Origin of the sequence: Candidatus Marithrix sp. Canyon 246 (assembly GCF_001723685.1) — a bacterium.
Classification (GTDB): Bacteria; Pseudomonadota; Gammaproteobacteria; order Beggiatoales; family Beggiatoaceae; genus Marithrix.
In genome coordinates, this window is the sequence record NZ_MCBX01000037.1 from 1 (window position 1) to 17,838 (window position 17,838).

17 protein-coding genes are annotated in these 17,838 nt (G+C 35.2%); 9 read left to right on the forward strand and 8 right to left on the reverse strand.

Going from position 1 to position 17,838, the window contains the following annotated elements:
* Positions 1-65: 65 nt before the first annotated feature.
* The 3 genes from ubiD to BHU68_RS12225 are packed head-to-tail and all read right to left on the reverse strand — an operon-like array spanning position 66 to position 3,057.
* The gene (gene ubiD / locus BHU68_RS12215) at positions 66-1,520 is read right to left on the reverse strand and encodes a 4-hydroxy-3-polyprenylbenzoate decarboxylase (RefSeq protein ID WP_069472750.1); all 1,455 of its coding nucleotides are present in this window, start codon (positions 1,518-1,520) and stop codon (positions 66-68) included.
* Between the two features lie 3 nt (positions 1,521-1,523).
* On the reverse strand, positions 1,524-1,889 hold the full coding sequence (locus BHU68_RS12220) for a NusG domain II-containing protein (RefSeq protein ID WP_069471201.1): 366 nt from the start codon (positions 1,887-1,889) through the stop codon (positions 1,524-1,526).
* Positions 1,879-3,057, reverse strand: coding sequence for a pyridoxal phosphate-dependent aminotransferase (locus tag BHU68_RS12225; protein WP_069471202.1), 1,179 nt, complete (start codon positions 3,055-3,057; stop codon positions 1,879-1,881). The genes BHU68_RS12220 and BHU68_RS12225 overlap by 11 nt, the downstream gene beginning before the upstream one ends.
* Positions 3,058-3,128: 71 nt before the next feature.
* Here BHU68_RS12225 and dusB point away from each other — a divergent pair, with 71 nt between their 5' ends.
* Together dusB and BHU68_RS12235 are read left to right on the forward strand one after the other, a co-directional pair.
* Positions 3,129-4,097 carry a tRNA dihydrouridine synthase DusB gene (dusB, locus tag BHU68_RS12230; RefSeq protein ID WP_069471203.1) on the forward strand — a complete coding sequence of 323 codons (969 nt, stop codon included), beginning with the start codon at positions 3,129-3,131 and terminating at the stop codon, positions 4,095-4,097.
* A 42-nt stretch (positions 4,098-4,139) separates the two neighbouring features.
* A complete protein-coding gene (locus tag BHU68_RS12235) occupies positions 4,140-5,117 on the forward strand; it encodes an argininosuccinate synthase domain-containing protein (protein ID WP_069471204.1) in 978 nt (325 codons plus the stop codon).
* An 8-nt stretch (positions 5,118-5,125) separates the two neighbouring features.
* Here the strand turns inward: BHU68_RS12235 and BHU68_RS12240 are convergent, their stop codons facing one another.
* The gene (locus BHU68_RS12240) at positions 5,126-5,779 is read right to left on the reverse strand and encodes a thymidylate synthase (RefSeq protein ID WP_141698809.1); all 654 of its coding nucleotides are present in this window, start codon (positions 5,777-5,779) and stop codon (positions 5,126-5,128) included.
* Between the two features lie 101 nt (positions 5,780-5,880).
* Here BHU68_RS12240 and BHU68_RS12245 point away from each other — a divergent pair, with 101 nt between their 5' ends.
* The 3 genes from BHU68_RS12245 (at position 5,881) to BHU68_RS12260 (ending at position 7,897) form a co-directional block, all read left to right on the forward strand.
* Positions 5,881-6,225, forward strand: coding sequence for a hypothetical protein (locus BHU68_RS12245; protein WP_141698808.1), 345 nt, complete (start codon positions 5,881-5,883; stop codon positions 6,223-6,225).
* A gap of 389 nt (positions 6,226-6,614) precedes the next feature.
* Positions 6,615-7,004 carry a hypothetical protein gene (locus BHU68_RS12255; RefSeq protein ID WP_069471208.1) on the forward strand — a complete coding sequence of 130 codons (390 nt, stop codon included), beginning with the start codon at positions 6,615-6,617 and terminating at the stop codon, positions 7,002-7,004.
* Positions 7,004-7,897, forward strand: a complete 894-nt coding sequence (locus BHU68_RS12260; RefSeq protein ID WP_069471209.1) for a DUF1822 family protein — start codon at positions 7,004-7,006, stop codon at positions 7,895-7,897. Before BHU68_RS12255 ends, BHU68_RS12260 begins: the two co-directional genes overlap by 1 nt.
* 3 nt (positions 7,898-7,900) lie before the next feature.
* Here the strand turns inward: BHU68_RS12260 and BHU68_RS12265 are convergent, their stop codons facing one another.
* Positions 7,901-8,536, reverse strand: coding sequence for a hypothetical protein (locus tag BHU68_RS12265; protein ID WP_069471210.1), 636 nt, complete (start codon positions 8,534-8,536; stop codon positions 7,901-7,903).
* Entirely contained in the window at positions 8,520-9,821 is a 1,302-nt protein-coding gene (locus BHU68_RS12270) for an AAA family ATPase (protein WP_069471211.1), read from the reverse strand. Before BHU68_RS12270 ends, BHU68_RS12265 begins: the two co-directional genes overlap by 17 nt.
* A 55-nt stretch (positions 9,822-9,876) precedes the next feature.
* Here BHU68_RS12270 and BHU68_RS12275 point away from each other — a divergent pair, with 55 nt between their 5' ends.
* The 4 genes from BHU68_RS12275 to BHU68_RS12290 all read left to right on the forward strand — a co-directional run bounded on the left by BHU68_RS12275 (position 9,877) and on the right by BHU68_RS12290 (position 15,380).
* Entirely contained in the window at positions 9,877-12,030 is a 2,154-nt protein-coding gene (locus BHU68_RS12275) for a CHAT domain-containing protein (protein WP_069471212.1), read from the forward strand.
* A 12-nt stretch (positions 12,031-12,042) separates the two neighbouring features.
* On the forward strand, positions 12,043-13,416 hold the full coding sequence (locus tag BHU68_RS12280; RefSeq protein ID WP_069471213.1) for a hypothetical protein: 1,374 nt from the start codon (positions 12,043-12,045) through the stop codon (positions 13,414-13,416).
* 201 nt (positions 13,417-13,617) lie between these two features.
* A complete protein-coding gene (locus BHU68_RS12285) occupies positions 13,618-14,652 on the forward strand; it encodes a DUF2628 domain-containing protein (protein WP_069471214.1) in 1,035 nt (344 codons plus the stop codon).
* Between the two features lie 470 nt (positions 14,653-15,122).
* A complete protein-coding gene (locus BHU68_RS12290; RefSeq protein WP_069471215.1) occupies positions 15,123-15,380 on the forward strand; it encodes a hypothetical protein in 258 nt (85 codons plus the stop codon).
* Positions 15,381-15,476: 96 nt separating this feature from the next.
* Here BHU68_RS12290 and BHU68_RS12295 read toward each other — a convergent pair whose 3' ends face one another.
* Together BHU68_RS12295 and BHU68_RS12300 are read right to left on the reverse strand one after the other, a co-directional pair.
* Positions 15,477-15,830, reverse strand: coding sequence for a hypothetical protein (locus tag BHU68_RS12295; protein ID WP_069471216.1), 354 nt, complete (start codon positions 15,828-15,830; stop codon positions 15,477-15,479).
* A gap of 94 nt (positions 15,831-15,924) precedes the next feature.
* Entirely contained in the window at positions 15,925-17,778 is a 1,854-nt protein-coding gene (locus BHU68_RS12300) for a CHAP domain-containing protein (RefSeq protein WP_069471217.1), read from the reverse strand.
* Between the last annotated feature and the right edge of the window lie 60 nt (positions 17,779-17,838).

The following is a 17,838-nucleotide window of genomic DNA, read 5'->3' on the forward strand; positions in this document are numbered from 1 at the left end:
AGATGTGTATAAGAGACAGGTATTATGATCGGTGGGTTTCGCTGTCGCTCTACCCACCCTACTAACTAAATAATCTTATCCCAAATTTTATCAATTCTATCCTTAACAGCCGCTGTCATGGTAATAGGCTTGCCCCATTCCCGTTGAGTTTCGCCTTGCCATTTATTAGTAGCATCAAAACCTATTTTGCCTCCTAATCCTGATACTGGTGAGGCAAAATCTAAATAGTCTATAGGTGTATTCTCAATAATGGTACTATCACGCGCTGGATCCATGCGAGTTGTCATTGCCCAAATTACATCTTGCCAGTCGCGCACATTGACATCATCATCAGTAATAATTACAAACTTAGTGTACATAAATTGGCGTAAAAATGACCAAACTCCAAACATTACTCGTTTTGCATGTCCGGGATATTGTTTTTTGATGCTTACTATTGCCATTCTATAAGAACAGCCTTCTGGGGGCAAATAAAAATCTACAATTTCTGGAAATTGCTTTTGTAATATTGGCACAAAAACTTCATTTAAGGCTACTCCTAAAATAGCCGGCTCATCTGGTGGACGACCAGTATATGTACTATGATAAATAGGATCATGACGATGAGTTATACGTTCTACAGTAAATACTGGAAAAGTATCCACTTCATTGTAATAACCTGTATGATCACCAAATGGTCCTTCAGGGGCAGTTTCATTTGGATAAATATAACCTTCTAGGACAAATTCAGCACTCGCAGGTACTTGTAAATCATGGCTAATACAGCGCGTAACTTCGGTGCGACTACCACGTAATAAACCAGCAAAGGCGTATTCTGATAAAGAATCAGGGATTGGAGTGACTGCGCCTAAAATAGTTGCTGGATCAGTACCTAATGCCACTGCAATGGGAAAAGGTTTATCTGGATTAACTTGTAGCCATTCTTGATAATCTAAGGCTCCACCGCGATGAGATAGCCAACGCATAATCAGCTTATTTTTGCCAATGACTTGTTGTCGATAAATCCCTAAATTTTGACGCTCCTTATGTGGACCTTTAGTAATAACTAAACCCCAAGTAATCAAAGGTCCAGCATCTTCAGGCCAACAGGTTTGAATCGGTAATTTAGATAAATCAGGTTCAGTAATAACAACTTCCTGACAAGCCGCTTTACGAATCACCTTAGCGGGCATATTTAATACTTGCTTAAACAGCGGCAACTTTGCCCAAGCATCCTTAAAACCTTTTGGAGGATCAGGCTCTTTTAAAAAAGCTAATAATTTTCCAACCTCTCTCAAGGCAGAAATAGAATCTTGCCCCATACCAAGGGCTACTCGTTCAGGAGTACCAAATAAATTGGCTAAAACTGGAATTGAATGCCCTTTAGGATTCTCAAATAATAAAGCTGGACCCTTGGCACGTAAAGTACGATCACAAATTTCAGTCATTTCCAAATAGGGATCAATCTCTAATTGAATACGTTTGAGTTCGCCTTGTTGTTCTAGTTGGTTTATGAAGTCTCTTAGATCTTTGTATTTCATGTTCTAATAAACAATAGCATCATACTCTTGAGTATCTTGCATTTGAATGGTGATTTTATTGGGAAGGCATACAGCTATTTCTCTTCCATGAGTTAGCCAGCCTGTATGTACACATTGTTGATTGTGACAAGGTGAAGTTACAAATCTAATACGTCCTTGTGATATTTCTATTATGCTTTTTCCTATTGCACCTTCTATATTAAACTTTTTATCTTCATGTAAGTTAATCTTTATAGGTGCTTGGTTTGCTACTAAGATTTGGGCATAATTTGCCTTGTCTGGTTTTATCCAGTAGTGTTGATATAGCCAGATAATAAACATAATTGCTAAAGCAATTATAATCTTATCTGCTATCGTGCTATAATACATTCCTTATTCTTTGCATTGCTTCTTTTAAGGTTTCCATGCTGGTTGCAAAGGATATACGTATATAACCTTGGGCACCAAAAGCTGAGCCGGGTACTAAGGCAACACCTGCTTTTTCAATTAAAAATTCACTTAATTCTACATCTGTTTTGATATCTAAACGTTGCATCACTTTTTCCATATAGGGAAACAGGTAGAATGTGCCTTGAGCGGGTAAGCATTGAATGTCTTCTATTTTTAGTACTGAATCTAACACAAAATCATGGCGTTTTTTAAATAGCGCGATCATTTTTTCAATAAATGATTGATCACCTTCTAAAGCTGCTACAGCGGCATATTGAGATATAGATGTAGGATTAGAAGTGCTTTGTGATTGAATTATCTTCATTTTTTGAATGATCTGATCAGGTCCAGCGGCATAGCCTATACGCCATCCTGTCATAGAATATGCTTTTGATACTCCGCTCAGCACTATGGTACGATCATATAATTCTGGGCATACATTTAAGATATTTTTAAATGGACCACCTTCCCAAAGTATATGTTCATACATATCATCTGTTGCAACTAAAATTTTAGGATAATTACGTAAAACTGCACCTAAAGCTTCTAATTCTTCGGGGGTGTAGTGTACACCTGTAGGATTAGACGGACTATTTATGAAAAATAATCTGGTTTGATCTGTTATAGCTGCTTCTAATTGTTTAGCTGTGATTTTAAAGTTTTGTTTAATACCAGTCTGAAGTATAACTGGTATAGCACCGGCTAACATGACTATATCAGGATATGATACCCAATAAGGGGATGGAATAATAACCTCATCACCGGGATTTAAAAATGCTTGAGCTAAATTATAAATACTTTGCTTGCCACCTGATGAAACCAAAACTTGTTTTATACCATAATCAAGTTGATTATCACGCGCAAATTTATTAATGACTGCATTTTTCAACTCAGGAATACCATCAACAGGCGTATATTTAGTATAACCTTTATTCAGTGCCTCAACAGCGGCTTCTTTTATATGACGTGGAGTATCAAAATCAGGCTCACCTGCACCTAAACCAATAATATCTTTGCCAGCGGCTCGCATTTCAGCGGCACGAGCTGTAATGGCTAAAGTAGGAGAAGGTTTTATAGTTTGAACTCGTTGGGCAATTTGTAAATTCACAGTTCGTTCCTTATTAAGGTTAATAATTTGGTTTGTTTTAACTATTCTATCAAATATAAATAATAAATATTATGCAAATTGGTCCATATAAATTAAAAAATCGCTTGGTTCTAGCTCCAATGGCTGGTGTTACTGATCGCCCTTATCGGCAATTATGTAAGAAAATGGGTGCTGGAATGGCGGTGTCTGAAATGATTTCGTCTAATTCTCTACTTTGGGGTAGTGAAAAAACTAAGCGTCGCGCTAATCATGAGGGTGAAATCGAGCCGCGTTATGTGCAAATTGCTGGAGCTGATCCTAAGTTATTGGCAGAAGCGGCGCAACATAATGTTGATAATGGGGCGCAAATTATTGATATTAATATGGGTTGCCCTGCAAAAAAAGTTTGTAACGTTATGGCGGGTTCAGCTTTGTTGAAAAATGAGGCTTTGGTTGCTGATATTTTGGACGCTGTGGTTAATGCAGTTGAAATACCAGTAACTTTAAAAATACGCACAGGTTGGGATAAAGAAAATCGTAATGCAGTTAAAGTAGCTCAAATAGCTGAACAGGCTGGTATTCAATCTTTAGCGGTACATGGGCGTACTCGTGCCTGTGGTTATAGTGGTGAGGCTGAGTATGATACTATTGCTGCGATTAAAGCTAGTGTTAATATTCCTGTAATTGCAAATGGTGATATTCGTACACCAGAACAGGCTAAGTATGTTTTGGATTATACTGGGGCAAATGCAGTTATGATTGGGCGTGCTGCTTTAGGTAAGCCTTGGATTTTTCGTGAAATTGATCATTTTTTAACTAAGTCTGAGCATTTAGCTCCACCCTCTATTATTGAAATTCGCGATGTGTTGTTAGAACATTTAGATAATCTCTATCAATTTTATGGTGAATATACGGGGGTACGTATGGCACGTAAACATTTATCATGGTATAGTAAGGGACAACGTTATGGGGCAAATTTTCGCCAAGTGGTTAATAAAGTAGATACTTGTGCTGAACAACTGAAATTAACAAAAGATTTTTTTGATGGATTGCTTTCATGATAACATTGCTTGACATTTTAGTGGTTAATTTAGAGATAATATATGAGAGCATTAGCATTATTTAGCGGTGGATTAGATTCAACATTAGCTATGAAACTGATAGTAAATCAAGGTATTGAAGTTATTGCAATAAATGTCAATACTGGATTTGGAGGTACACAAGATAGATTAGTACATATGCAAAATATGTGTGATCAAGTTGGAGCAGAATTAGAAATATTAGATTTAAGAGAAAAATATTTAGATGAAGTATTGTTTGAACCGAAATATGGTTATGGTAAAAACTTTAATCCCTGTATAGATTGTCATGGATTTATGTTTAGACATTCCAGTGCTTTACTCAAAAAATATGATGCTTCTTTTGTCATAAGTGGTGAAGTATTGGGGCAACGACCAATGAGTCAAAATAAAGATGCTTTAAATAAAGTAAAAAAATTAAGTGAAATTGATGAACTTATTGTAAGACCAATGAGTGCAAAACTGTTACCAATTAGTAAACCAGAAAGAGAAGCTTGGGTAGATAGAGAAAAATTATTAGATATATCTGGACGAGGAAGAGGAAGACAGTTAGAACTAGCAAAAGAGATAGGATTAGAGGATTTTGAACTACCAGCAGGTGGATGTTTATTAACCAAAATACAATTTAGCAATAGACTAAAAGATTTTGTTAAACATGATGGACTTGAAGTTGATGACATCAATACATTAAAATTTGGAAGGCAATTAAGATTACCAGATGGTGCAAAACTGATTATTGGGAGAAATCAAGAAGATAATGATAAACTAGAAAAAACTCATAGCAAAAAATATCTAAAAGGTAAAATTGTTGATGCTGTTGGTCCATGTGTATTGCTTGATAAAAATGCTAGTGAACAAGATAAGCTATTAGCTGCTAATAGCATTATCACTTATGGTAAAACTGAAGCAAATAAAGAATATGAAATAGATTTTGGTGAACTAAAAATTAAAGGTCAAAGATTGGCTTCAACAGATGAGATTCAACAATATATTATCACATAATATAGCAATTATTTTACCAGCCGCTCCGCCTCCTGAAAGTCAAATTCATAAAGGTGAGCGGCAGTAATATCCACAGTCAATCCACCACGATTGACTTTTAATCCCCTTTCTTGTAAACGAACAAGCATCATACGCTGAAGTTCATACAATCCTTTGAAATTGCCGTGAGAATTCCACACATTTTGTGAACGAAACTGTGCAAAAAAATGCAATTGTCCATCGCGTATTAGAGCTTGAATGTGAGTTAAACATGCCATACGTTTGATATTGGGTTGAATTTTTCGTTCCCATTCAAGTGGATGTATCAAGTTGATGATAACTGATTTGGACTCTGGGCGTTTTCTTAGTTGTTCAACTGCGGTTTCAAATTGATTACCATAAGGATTAACAAAAATACGATAACCATAACTGCCACCAAGTTCTTTATCAATTTTGGTGGTTAGTATTTTTCTTACATATTGAGTCTGCCGCGCCATATCCATTAATGGATGTATAGATTCAAAATCTGCATCTGGACTAAAATAAACACTCACTCCAAACTGTTCTCGAATCTTTTGATCATCATCCTTACCCATTGTGCTATTATTGAATACAGATGATACATAACTAGTCCATCCATCAACGATGGAATGGGCAACGATTTTTTTGCCGAAATGGTTCATGATATTTTCCGATATTGTGAATTTAAAAACCATCCGAGCTCGGTTATATAGTTCATAACAGACACTAAAAAAAATCGTCCCACTTTTTCTATAAAAAAATAATGAAAGAATATAAACAATATTTATGGTGTTGTGGATGTAAAATGGAATCACCACCATCAGAATTGGTCTTATTATTGACAAAACATTATCCTCCTAAAAAAACTGATAATAAATTTACATCATATATCAGAAATTTAGATATATACTCTGGAGAGTTTTTGGCTAACTTTGCAAACGGATTATGTAACCGTATGCGTTGGCGTGGATTATCAAATGTTTACCCAAAATTTATTTGTTATCCATTTTTTGCTGATTGGGGAGAAAGAGGCGCATTTGATGCATTATTGATAGATTGTGTTGAGTATGCTATAGTTAAAAAATTACTGGATTATGTTCAGCATTAAAAAAGTATGACAATATTGACTATCTTGTTTACAACAATATCAAATCTTTTCTACATGATAGACAACGACATTGTGATCCAATTGGTTATGCTGTAGGCATAAATACCCAAGTTGCGGTTCAACAAGCGGTTACACAGGGTGTGTTCACCGCTCAAGAATTAAATAACCAAGGAAAAGTCTATAATGAAACAATACTGACAGTTTCTGCTAATAGTTCATCAGAGGAACCATCTAATAAGGAAGCTTTAAAAAGAGCACTTGGTAAAACCAAATGGCTTCAAATACAGTTAAAATTAGTGGAAAGGAGAAAACCAGTCCAAGCTTAACTGTGTCAAGTAATTTGCCAATTAGCTGAACAAGGTTATATAAGCAGTTTCAAGTTTGGAGATTTGGCGAAAATTATTAAGGATGAAGTTCGTTCAAAATGGCAATCTTTAAACCTCGCATTGGAATGCGATGAATTTAATCAAATTTTCAAACAACTTGACAATATTGCCGAACCGCTAAAGTTTGATACCACTGATGAACAGTGGGAAAGTTGGCAAAATTTAATTAAACAAATTAATAATGATATTGATAATATGAATTGTCATTCTAAGGTTCGTCAACGAATTTTTGAAGAATTTCAACTAATTGTCACTTTGATTGAAGAAGACCAAGAACCGCCTTCTCAAGCTCAATTGGCAAAATACCTAAAAATTCCCAAAAATACACTTAATCAAGATATGAAAAGGCTCCGTAAACTATTACTCCAAAGACCTAACACTAGGGAAATATAATGAGCCAAAACCCTTTAGAACGATTACATCAACTTGCAGATACAATGAAGACCAAATTGGAGAAAGTAGCCAATAAGCTTTCCCAATTACCAAAAACTCCACAAGCTGGAGATATTTTTAGAATTGATAATCAGAAAACAATAGGATTATTGCAATGGGTGCTACTATATTCACAAGCAGAACAATGGTTCATAGTACCAGCAGATGATAATCCAATGACAGGCACTACTGACATTGCTATTTCAGAAAAAGCCCTATGTGGACCATTGACATTGCGCTGTAGCCAAGGAATATGGATACCAGAAACAAATTTGGATTTGAGCTTACGTGTTGGAGTCCTAGAAAATTGGCACTTATACCGTGCTATTGATAAGGTCAAAGGCAAGATACAAAGCACCGCTTGGCAAAGAGAAACTGAGGCTGATCCTGAATATGAAGAATGGATGGAACAGGTAATTCAAGAACGGGAAACTTTGAAATTCAAAAAACCAGTGGTGAACTTGATTCAATGGTTTCAGAATAATTTTGCTGATTGGCTAGAATTGAATCGTATCCCGACCAATCTGGCTTTTCTGCCAGTTAGAACAAAGGCAGTTAAACGAGCTAAAGAGATCAATTTAGGCAAGGATTATAAGGTGGTTCTTGTTCTTGATATACGTAAATTTGATAATGAGAATATCGAAGTAGTATTTTGGCTGTGTGCAGAACAAACTGCTTTACCGAAAAATATCAAATTCACGCTGTTTGATAAATCATCTGGAATAGATCGGGAAAAAACCGCTAATGGCACTGAAAAATACCTAAATATAAAATGGTCATTTAGTATTAAAGAAGAATTTTGTATTGCAATACAATTAGATGATGTGAGCTTTACTGAAAGTTTTATGCTTTAAGTGCTACTCTTCAGTAGCTTTTTGATTTTTTAAAAATTGACACAGTATATTTTGTAATATAGGGGCAAATGCGGAAAGTTGTCCATCTTCAGGCTGGTTCAGTTCTGTCATTATTATTTCTAGTGATTCATCATCTAGCAGCTCAAAATTTTCGGGTGAATCCCACTGAAAAATTAGCGTTTCAACCAATTGTTTACGGGTATAAATTAATGCTTTGTTGCTATCGCCCAAGTTTAAAACATCAATAGTCTTGGTGGCGCGTGCTGTTAAGCCTTTTACATGGCCAGAAAGATAAAATTCTAGTTCCGTCTCACATTCGCTCATTAGAGGCGTTAATGGTATTATTTTTGCGCCATGTGCTTCACCACATTGTTTAGGTTTGTTACAACTGGCAACTATGTTGTGGAAATTCAGCGTCTGATTAGACGCAACATGTTGTGGTTGGATATGTTCATTATGCGATTTTTTATCAGTAATGCATTGACAACAGTAAGCACATAGATAATATTGTTCTTCTAAGCAAGTATTACTAATGGCTTGGCGTTCTACCTTGCTTAAGTCCTGATATTTCCCGTTAGGATTATGTCGCTTCCAGTGGCTTAAGGTTTTTGGCTCGCTTCCTTTAACGATTTTTCGCACGCAATACCTCTAATCGTTTGATCAATAGGCGAGCCTTAGCTAATTCTAAGTCATCAGCAGACAATTCTTTTTCTAATTCAGATAATGAAACTTTAGCTTTATTACAATCTCCATGATGAATTAGTTCTAATAATTCAGTAAGTTGCTTCTGCACAACTTCATTACGAATTTCGGTATCCATGACTTTTAGAAGAACCTGATTGGCATCTAAACCATATAAATCTTCTATTGATGTTAAATGGCTATCATTGAGGACATAACAGTGTACATCTTTAGCATCACTGATCACCAATGGCGAGTGTGTGGTCAGCAAAAATTGACAATTTGGAAAGGTATCGCGTAAACGTTGGATGATGCCACGTTGCCATTGTGGATGCAAATGTAGATCTATCTCATCAATAAGTATGATGCCTTCACCATCTAATGGATTTTCCAAGCCGGGATTCATCATCGCCAAACGACGTGCAATATCACCCACTAATGCCATTAGTAATTTTTCACCTTGGGAAAGCTGTGCCACATCTAAGGTTTTGCCATGTTTTTCCACTGTCATTCGTAATCTAGGCTTACGTTGCACTCGCAATTTAGAAAAACCCTGCATAAAAATTGCAATCGCATTACGCACCGCAGTTAGCTGCTTATCATAAGGAAGTTGTGATAGTTTTCCCCCGCCGCGCTCATCTTGGTAATTATCCTTAAGTGATTCCAAAATCTGCTGCATACTTTCATTTTCGGTATCTTCGCGTTCGCGAAACCATTCAAAAAATCTACGAAAATCCACCCCTTGCGTAAGTGCATTATCATAGCCATCCAATTGAGCAAAGCTATGGTGTTTTTTAATCTTCAGTGGAATATCTAAAACCACACGTTCGACTGGATAATAAACCACTAGTGGTAAACTACTATTGTTGTCCTGACTTATACAGTTGCGATACCTATCTGCTAAACGAGTGACATTTTTCAAGTCACTACTCTGTTTACTCTTAAATCCCTTACGTTGCTTTACTAATTTCCACTGAAAAAAATCAGATAAATCACCAACTTCAATGGTTATTTGGCTATACTTAGCATCATTTTCTATATCCGCTTCTAAAATGGGACTACCACTACCTTTTTCCCGTTCAATCCTAGCAATAAGCCAAGTTAAAAGTATTGTTAATGCCCGCAATAAAGATGTTTTACCAGCCCCATTATTGCCGATAAAGACCGTAAAATCACTGGAAAATTCTATAGTTAAATTCGTAAATTGCGTAAAATTTACAATATTGAGTTTTTTGATTTCCATTTTAAATTAAATTAGATTATTATAGCAGTATTTCTAACTGTTTGTGACAATTTATATGGCAAAATTAATCACTTTAAATTTTTCTGGCGATTTTGAGAAAGGTTTTGAGATAACGCTGCGGGATGAAGGAACTAATCTATCACAAGATGTTTCTTCCTTGTCTTCTAACCCCATACTGCCTGAAAAGTATCAAACATGGCGAAAAAACCATATAGAAAACCTTGATACTCCGCGAGGTATGCCAATTGATGAAGATTATTTTGATCTTGAAACTTGTAAGGATTCATACTCTGACTTGCAAAACTGTTTTAAGTCTTGGCTTCAAGAAGCTGGTGGAGAGCGGTGTCGAAGTTTTATTCGAGAAAAATTATCCTCTTTGAAAGCAAGTGAGGAGCAAGCAAGAATTGTTATTCAGACTGATAATCCAAAATTAGGGCAATTGCCTTGGCATGAATGGGAAGATTATTTATTTAAAAACATTTGTCTCGGCAGAGCAGCCATTGCTGTTGGTCCTAAAACATTTCAATCTCCAAATTCGCTTGCCAGCATTCAACCACAAAATAAGGTAAAAATTTTAAGTATTATCGGTCAAAGTGATGATCTTAATACTGACTTTGATCATAAGGTATTAAATGAAATTGTATCATCAGAACAAGCCGAGATTCAATTAAAAAAACCAGAAACTAAAAAGGAATTATTAACACATATAAATCAAGAATGGCATATTTTCTTCTTTGCTGGGCATAGTGCCAGCGATGATGAAGGAAAAGTAGGTCAATTCTATCTGAATCAAGATAGTGTCGAAATCGAAGATTTAAAATATGCCATTTCCAATGCCCTTGAAAAGGGATTACAATTGATGATCTTTAATTCTTGTAATGGTATTGGCTTAGCAAACCAACTAGCTGAATTGCACTTACCTCAAAGCATTGTCATGCGAGAGAATATTCCAGATGAAGTTGCTTTGAGTTTTTTAGAAGCTTTTTTCACTGCTTTTGCTAAAGAAAACAAATCACTATATTCAGCAATGCTAGAAGCCCGTTTAAGTTTAAGAGGCTTTGAACAGAAGTATCCGGGTATTATGAGTTTACCAGTTATTTACCAAAATTCGGCTGTAGCAGCGTTGAGTTGGAATGATTTGGTGGACGACGATCCCGGATTTGTATTTATTGATGATGATGAAATAACAAGACTCAATGAATTCCAAAAAGACATTTATGATACTTTCGATGATCTAGGAATTAGTTCATTATCTCAGTATCAAACATTGGATAAACAAGAACGTTTAGCTTTTAATAAAGAAATTATCAGTAAAATGATTGGTCTTGGTGGATCACCGGATCAACTTTTGGAACTGAATCATCTCAATACCAGATTTCCAACTAATCTTGTAAAAAAATATAGTAAAGGAAATCAAGATCCGTGGAATATCTTACACCGTAAAACAGCGGTTTATTCTGATCATTCGATTATCTGCATTGCTCCAATTACAAATCCTGAACGTAAGTATGCACACAGTTTTCAAAATCCAACTCAAAATATTGACGAACGAACAATAAATATGCTACTTCAGCATCGTCCACTTATAGAACTTGGTAAAATGAGTATTGTGCCTGAAGTTGTGAAAATTGAAGGTAAGAATTTTAACGAAAAAGTCCTGTTTAATGTACAAGAATTAGAAACAATAAAAGTGGATTTAAATGATCCAGTTGTTAAGAGTTTTTTTATGAAAGAAGGTAAAATGTTGAAACGGGAAGGTACCCTTGTTTTTAATTCGCCCAATAGTGGAGGATTACCGCTTGATCAGATTATGGAAATAATTGAGGTAGCTAATCCGCAAGCCTATGAATATTTCCAAACGCATCTAAAGAATACAATAACTTCGATTAATCCTGAAGATGATACTCAGGGACTTCGACATGCTCTCAGAGCTGTAGATGAGGGTATTCAAGAACTTGATAACAAGTACAAAATTGCCAAAGAAAAATATCGTAAAACCACTCTTGTGGCAGCAGGTTCAGGGGCACTTGCCATAGGACTTTATACGGCGGGGATTGATGTCATATCAGTTATCGCTGCTGCATTCGCAGGTAGTACTTTGAGTTCTCATGTTTCTTTTATTCCGGGTTCTGATCCTATTCCTGATGAGATTAGGCAATCGCCATTTTTTATTCCTTGGTTAATTTCTCACCAAAGTCAGTCAGCTTAATAGGGTATTTATATGTCAATCCAGATATTAGACTACCAGTTTATAGAACGTTGTAACCAAATTAACAATACTGAAGAATATCAAACATTCCTAGCGGATGTAAGAAAAGTAGCTAAAGGATATAATCCAGTCTCTATTATTCAAGAATTTCTAAGCGAATCGTCAAACACTTGCCTTGAGCAAGCCAAAGCGTTGCTATACCTTGCGGTTCAAGACACAGATGTAGCTGTTAGTCAAACAAGCTTAAACAGCATCTTATTATCAGATAATAACTTTGGAGGATGTCTTACAGCAGCTTGTTTGTATTTAGTAACTCAAAGAGCAGATGATGATGCCTATTTGCGGGAACTACTTCTCGCTCAAGATTCATTCACTTCGCCAAAGGCATCAAGAGATGCGCGTTATTATCTAATAAAATTTATGGGTATTTCAGATAATACTAGCTTTGTTGATTTGCTCGGCGAAATTTTAACAAAACATTACCATTTTTGTGACCAATCTTTCACAGCAACTGCACTAAAAACACTTGGCGCAAGCCCTGATGAAGAGGAAATACCATACACTAGATCAATTCGTATTGGTCGTAATATCGACTCAGGCATTATTATTCACACTGATGAGAAATACACAGGATCCAGTGAATGTCCTAAGTGCAGTTTTTTCCCTTGTAAAATAAATCACTACTACGCAGGAGGAATACAAGCCTGCAAATTATGGAATCAAATAGATCCTGAAACAGCCGGAGAAATCAGAGATAAAAGAGATTGGGGCCAACATTTAGTCTCAGAAAAGGTAGATGTTAACCAACAGCAGAAAAAAACATGGAAACAAGCTCGTAAATTTATGGCAAAAAAGTTATATAATCAAGCGATTCCATACCTTTGTTCATCCATGCTATTACAAGAACAATGGACAGCAGAGTCAAACTCCAGCATTCTTCCTCTAGCTTGGATATACCTTTCCCACTGTTTTTCTAAAAATAATGAGAAAGGATTAGCTTTTATTGCTATGAGAGAAGCCTTGCAATACCAAAAACTTATACCGAAATCCAATGTTGCCGAGCAACGAATATTACAAGCTTTTGATGATAATCCAGTAAATATTCTTGGTCAAATAAAGAACCAAAAGAACCAAAAAAACAACCAAGCCATTAATTACAAGGACCGTAAGCAATGGGTAAAGGCTTTTGATTGTTATGTATATGAGAATATCTGTAACGATGGTAAAAATCGTGGTGGTGATTGGTTTAACATGGGTGAGTGCTGTCATAAACTGGGTGAATTGCACCTTGCCAAATTATTTATGTCTCAGGCTGTTGTTACCACTCCTGATCGTCACTTAAGTAGTATATTTTCAAAGGGAGAAGATGATGTTCAGCAACTTTAGTTAGAAAATAAGGAGACTGGCTTATCCCTTGAACGTAGGAAACAGGAAAGAATTCCCGTTCCAGCAAAAATTGAAGATGGATTTTGTTTAAATACATACAAGTTTGAGGAAATTAGCGAAGCTGCTAAACAAGCTACACAGGATTGTAATGACATTCGTGATTACTTTAGATTATCAGAAGTAGCTTATGAACGTGGAAACTTGGAATTAGCTATATCAATATTGCAAGTTAATGTAAATTCAATAATTTTTAATAAAATTAAAGCTGGTCCTCTATACATGATCGCTCTTTTACAGATTAACTTACAAGAATATGATAAGGCAAAGAAATACTTAGAGTGGGCGAGAGAATTGGATCCAGAATATGAAGATATTCGTAAGCTTTATACAGATCTTGCTAAATTGACACCTTTCCGTAAATTCCTTTTTAAAAATGGCTATACTCCTAATTATTTCACGAAAACCCTGAAAAATTTACTTAAACGTCTTAAATCATCGTTAATGCAACTGCGTAAAAGACCAAAAAAAATAAGAACAGGGCAAGGAAAATTACTGAAGACATTTACTGTCTATAAAAAACCATCATCTATAAATTACAATGACTACAGTTTCTACTCATTATTTTTAGAAAAAGACTATGTTGTAGAAGATGATGATATTGTAGAAGTAGTAGAAGTAGGATTCTCTTGGTCAGCTTTTTTCTTTACTTGGATTTGGGCTTTTATCAATAATATGTATGGTTTAGGTACTGTAGGAATGCTTATATTCATGCTTGCTGTAAGTAATATAAGTATTGTTAATATTGCATTACTTATTATTTTATCTGTTATTTTTGGAATAAAAGGAAATAAATGGAAAGGAAAGCATTTAAGAAAAAGATATTTTGTAAAAGTTAAAGAAGTTATGACAGTAAGCAAGGAAGATACAATTATTGCTTGTTTTAAACCTGAATTACGAGACAAACAAGAGGCAACTTTTAGTTCTATGACATCAGGAATACGAAAAAATTGTAATCATTGTTACTATGAAGATAGTAACCGCACGCTTCATGCTACAAATGATAATTATCCGGGACCAAGCTATGATTTTGATTTTGAGATAGCAAGGGCGGTATGGTGTAATTATCACAAACGCTATATTGGAGAGGAAGATCGTCACGCCTTAAAAAGGCTGGCGGACGGTAGTGTTAAGGAGAATGAATGGTGTAAGGTATTTGTTATAAATGTTGGTAAATAACTAAGCTATATACTCATTATATTTAAGGAAAGAATTAATTATCAGGCGAACATATGATAATTTCACGGCTGTTTATGATAAAATAATAATCATCTGTTGCTTGTCTATTTTATGATGTGGAGAAAATTATAAAAAAAATCACCAAATATCTTGACAGACAATAATTATTTGTAGTATTTTAGTCTTAAGGTGATAGATGTTTTATCACCCCAGTTAGCTCTGCCCCTGAAACATAAGTGCGACTCGTTGGTAGAAAATCAAGGCATCAACAATTGTGATGAATGTAAACAAAAAAAATATTTGTAGGAGATAATAAATGGGTATTAGTTTTGAATATGAAAAAATACAAACTAAAGAGTTGCATGGAAATAATGCTATAGAGGCAAATTCTGATTTTTCAACAGAAAAAGAGTTGAAAAAGACTATTACTTTTTAAAAATTATCAATGTCCAAATTGTGGTGGTCATAAAATGGATGGGAATAGACTCATTGTTGAAATAGGAAAAATAAAATTTTTTCGAGAAGTGAGAGAAAAAGGTTTTTTTGGTAGTAAATATGTATCAAAACATGATAAAGATGTTTGGCGTGTTTATAACATATATTTAAAACGAAGTGGTTTTTTAACCTCAGCAGGCTTTATTAAATGTAAATCATGTAAATGGGAAGAGAAAGGTGCAAAAGGTATTAAATGGGTATCTATTGATGATGTTAGAAATGGACGATTTTAAAACTAAATTGATCAAATAACACAATTTGCGAGATAACATTTCAGCCGACCACAAATCTAAAGCTATGATGGTTGGCTAAATTTGTTTATATAAAATTTACTCTTGAGATTTAAGGAAAAGGTAGAATAATCCTAGTCCTGCTGCTACTCCCGCAGCTTCGCCAACAGACGTATGTTCTGAATCCATCTTATCTACATATTCCTGAGCAGATGACTGTGAATACCATAAACTGCTATTGCTTACCAATTTATTGCAATCGCAAGAATACCAGTGTACCACGCTATTATTATACCCGGGATCCGTTACATATCCTTCTAATATTTGTAGATTGCTATTATTGTTTCCAGATACACCGTAAACTGTATCCCATTTATTTACAGCAAAAGTATTTGAACTCCAAAAAAATGATGTAGCTATCAAACTTGCTGATAGTGAGGTTGCGATTTTCATATTTAATTACCTTATGCCCCCTTGATATAATGATATGAGATTAGAAAAGAGGGACCTCCTTTTCTAATCTCAGATAAAACTTGAGAAACTATACTTAATTAGAAATTAATACTGGATGTAACCAACCAACTACATTATTATAATTATGAGTGATTATAGCAGCAGCCGATCCACGACTAGAATTTGCATTAATCCAGTTCTGATCCAAGCTTCTAAAATCATTAACATTACCATCAATAAAAATTGCTACATGTCCTATACCATCATTTGACCTCCAGAAGATGATATCTCCTTTTTGTGGTACTCCATTAGGAGTATTTTGAACTTGCTCCAACCGGACACGTCGTGTTCCTGAAGATATAGTAACGTTTGCAAGACGACTCCATAGCTGATAAGCATGACCTGTTATACCATGTGTTAAACGTGGAACACCTAAAACATCCTGAATATATGAGTGCATCAAATCCACACATTGGCAACCAAAACTACCGTCCATATCAGTACATGTACCAGTCTTATTTTGAACAAAACTATCAACTGATGCGGAGCTTGGAAAGCTAGTATTAACAGTTGAACTGCTTATTGTGACTGTAGCACCACTTTTTGTAATCGAACCATCCGAGCTAAAATTCACGCGAATAGATGAACCACTGACTGTAAAACTAACATTGAGGGGACCACTTACCCTTCTTACTTGTTGTCCATTACTATCATAAATGCTTATCCAATCATAATTACGTTCTGTTTCACCGGTAATTTGCACCTGCAAACTACTGGCTCCAGAAATTGAGAGTGTGCGATTTATGTTTTGGTTGTTTTCATAACGACCAGTGCTAAAGCTTGCTTGATTACTAGTAGTTCGTGCTACAGTAAATTGTCTAGTAGTTGACCAATTACTAGCAGTACTATTATTACCTGTACGAACTCTCCAATAATAACTAGTACCTTGGGCTAAATTGAAGCCACTATAGGAAGTGCTAGATATTTTTGCTGTAAAACAAGTATTATTACATATACTATTAGCACCTTGATCACTGAAACCACTAAAATCACTTGTCGTACTTACTACAATACGATAAGTGTTAGCATTATTTACTCGATTCCAATTGAAAGTTTGACCGATGTCTGAGACATTGTTTGTGTTATTTGCAGGACGGACCAAGTTAGGAGGAGACAAACGATCTATTATCAATTCTCTTATAGAGACTGTAGCACCGTTTCTTATAACTGAGCCATCTGAGCTAAAATTAACGCGAATAGATGAACCATTTACCGTAAAACTAACATTGAGGGGACCACTTGTTCTTCTTACTTCTTGTCCATTACTATCGTAAATGGTTATCCAGTCATAATTCCGTTCTGTTTCACCGGTAATTTCCACCTCCAAACCACTGACTCCAGAGATTGAAAGTGTGCGATTTATGTTTTGGTTGTTTTCATAACGACCAGTACTGAAGCTTGTTGCACTTCTGGTAGAAGAACGCAATGAGCGTTCTTCTACTTGTTTTGTTTGTTGTTTTATATTAGTAATAATAAACTGTGGTAATTCCGATGAATTTTCGGAAAGCACTTGCTTCATACCAACTGCATAATCTCCATCTTCACTGAGTTTGGGAACTTCTATACAAGGAATAGAAATTGTACCGTTTTCTTGAGTATAAGTTGCTCTACAATTTGCTGCATTCATACCATCCCAAGATACTTCCAATATATTTTGAGGTATAAATTGGAGAGGATCAGTGTTAGGCACTAGCTGCATATCTACAGCATAAGATTGTAATAATAAATCACCGTCTTTAGTAACTATATCTATGCATGGTACATGCAAGATTTCTTTTTCTGGCAAATAAATGGTTTGACAATTATTACTGTCATCACTAGATGCCATACTAGTTATTGGATTTATTGCTAGTAAACCTAGCAATAATATCTGAGTCCACAATTTCATAATTTTTATATCCTATAATAGGTGGTTCAAATTGTGGATTATCAATGTTTCAATGATTTG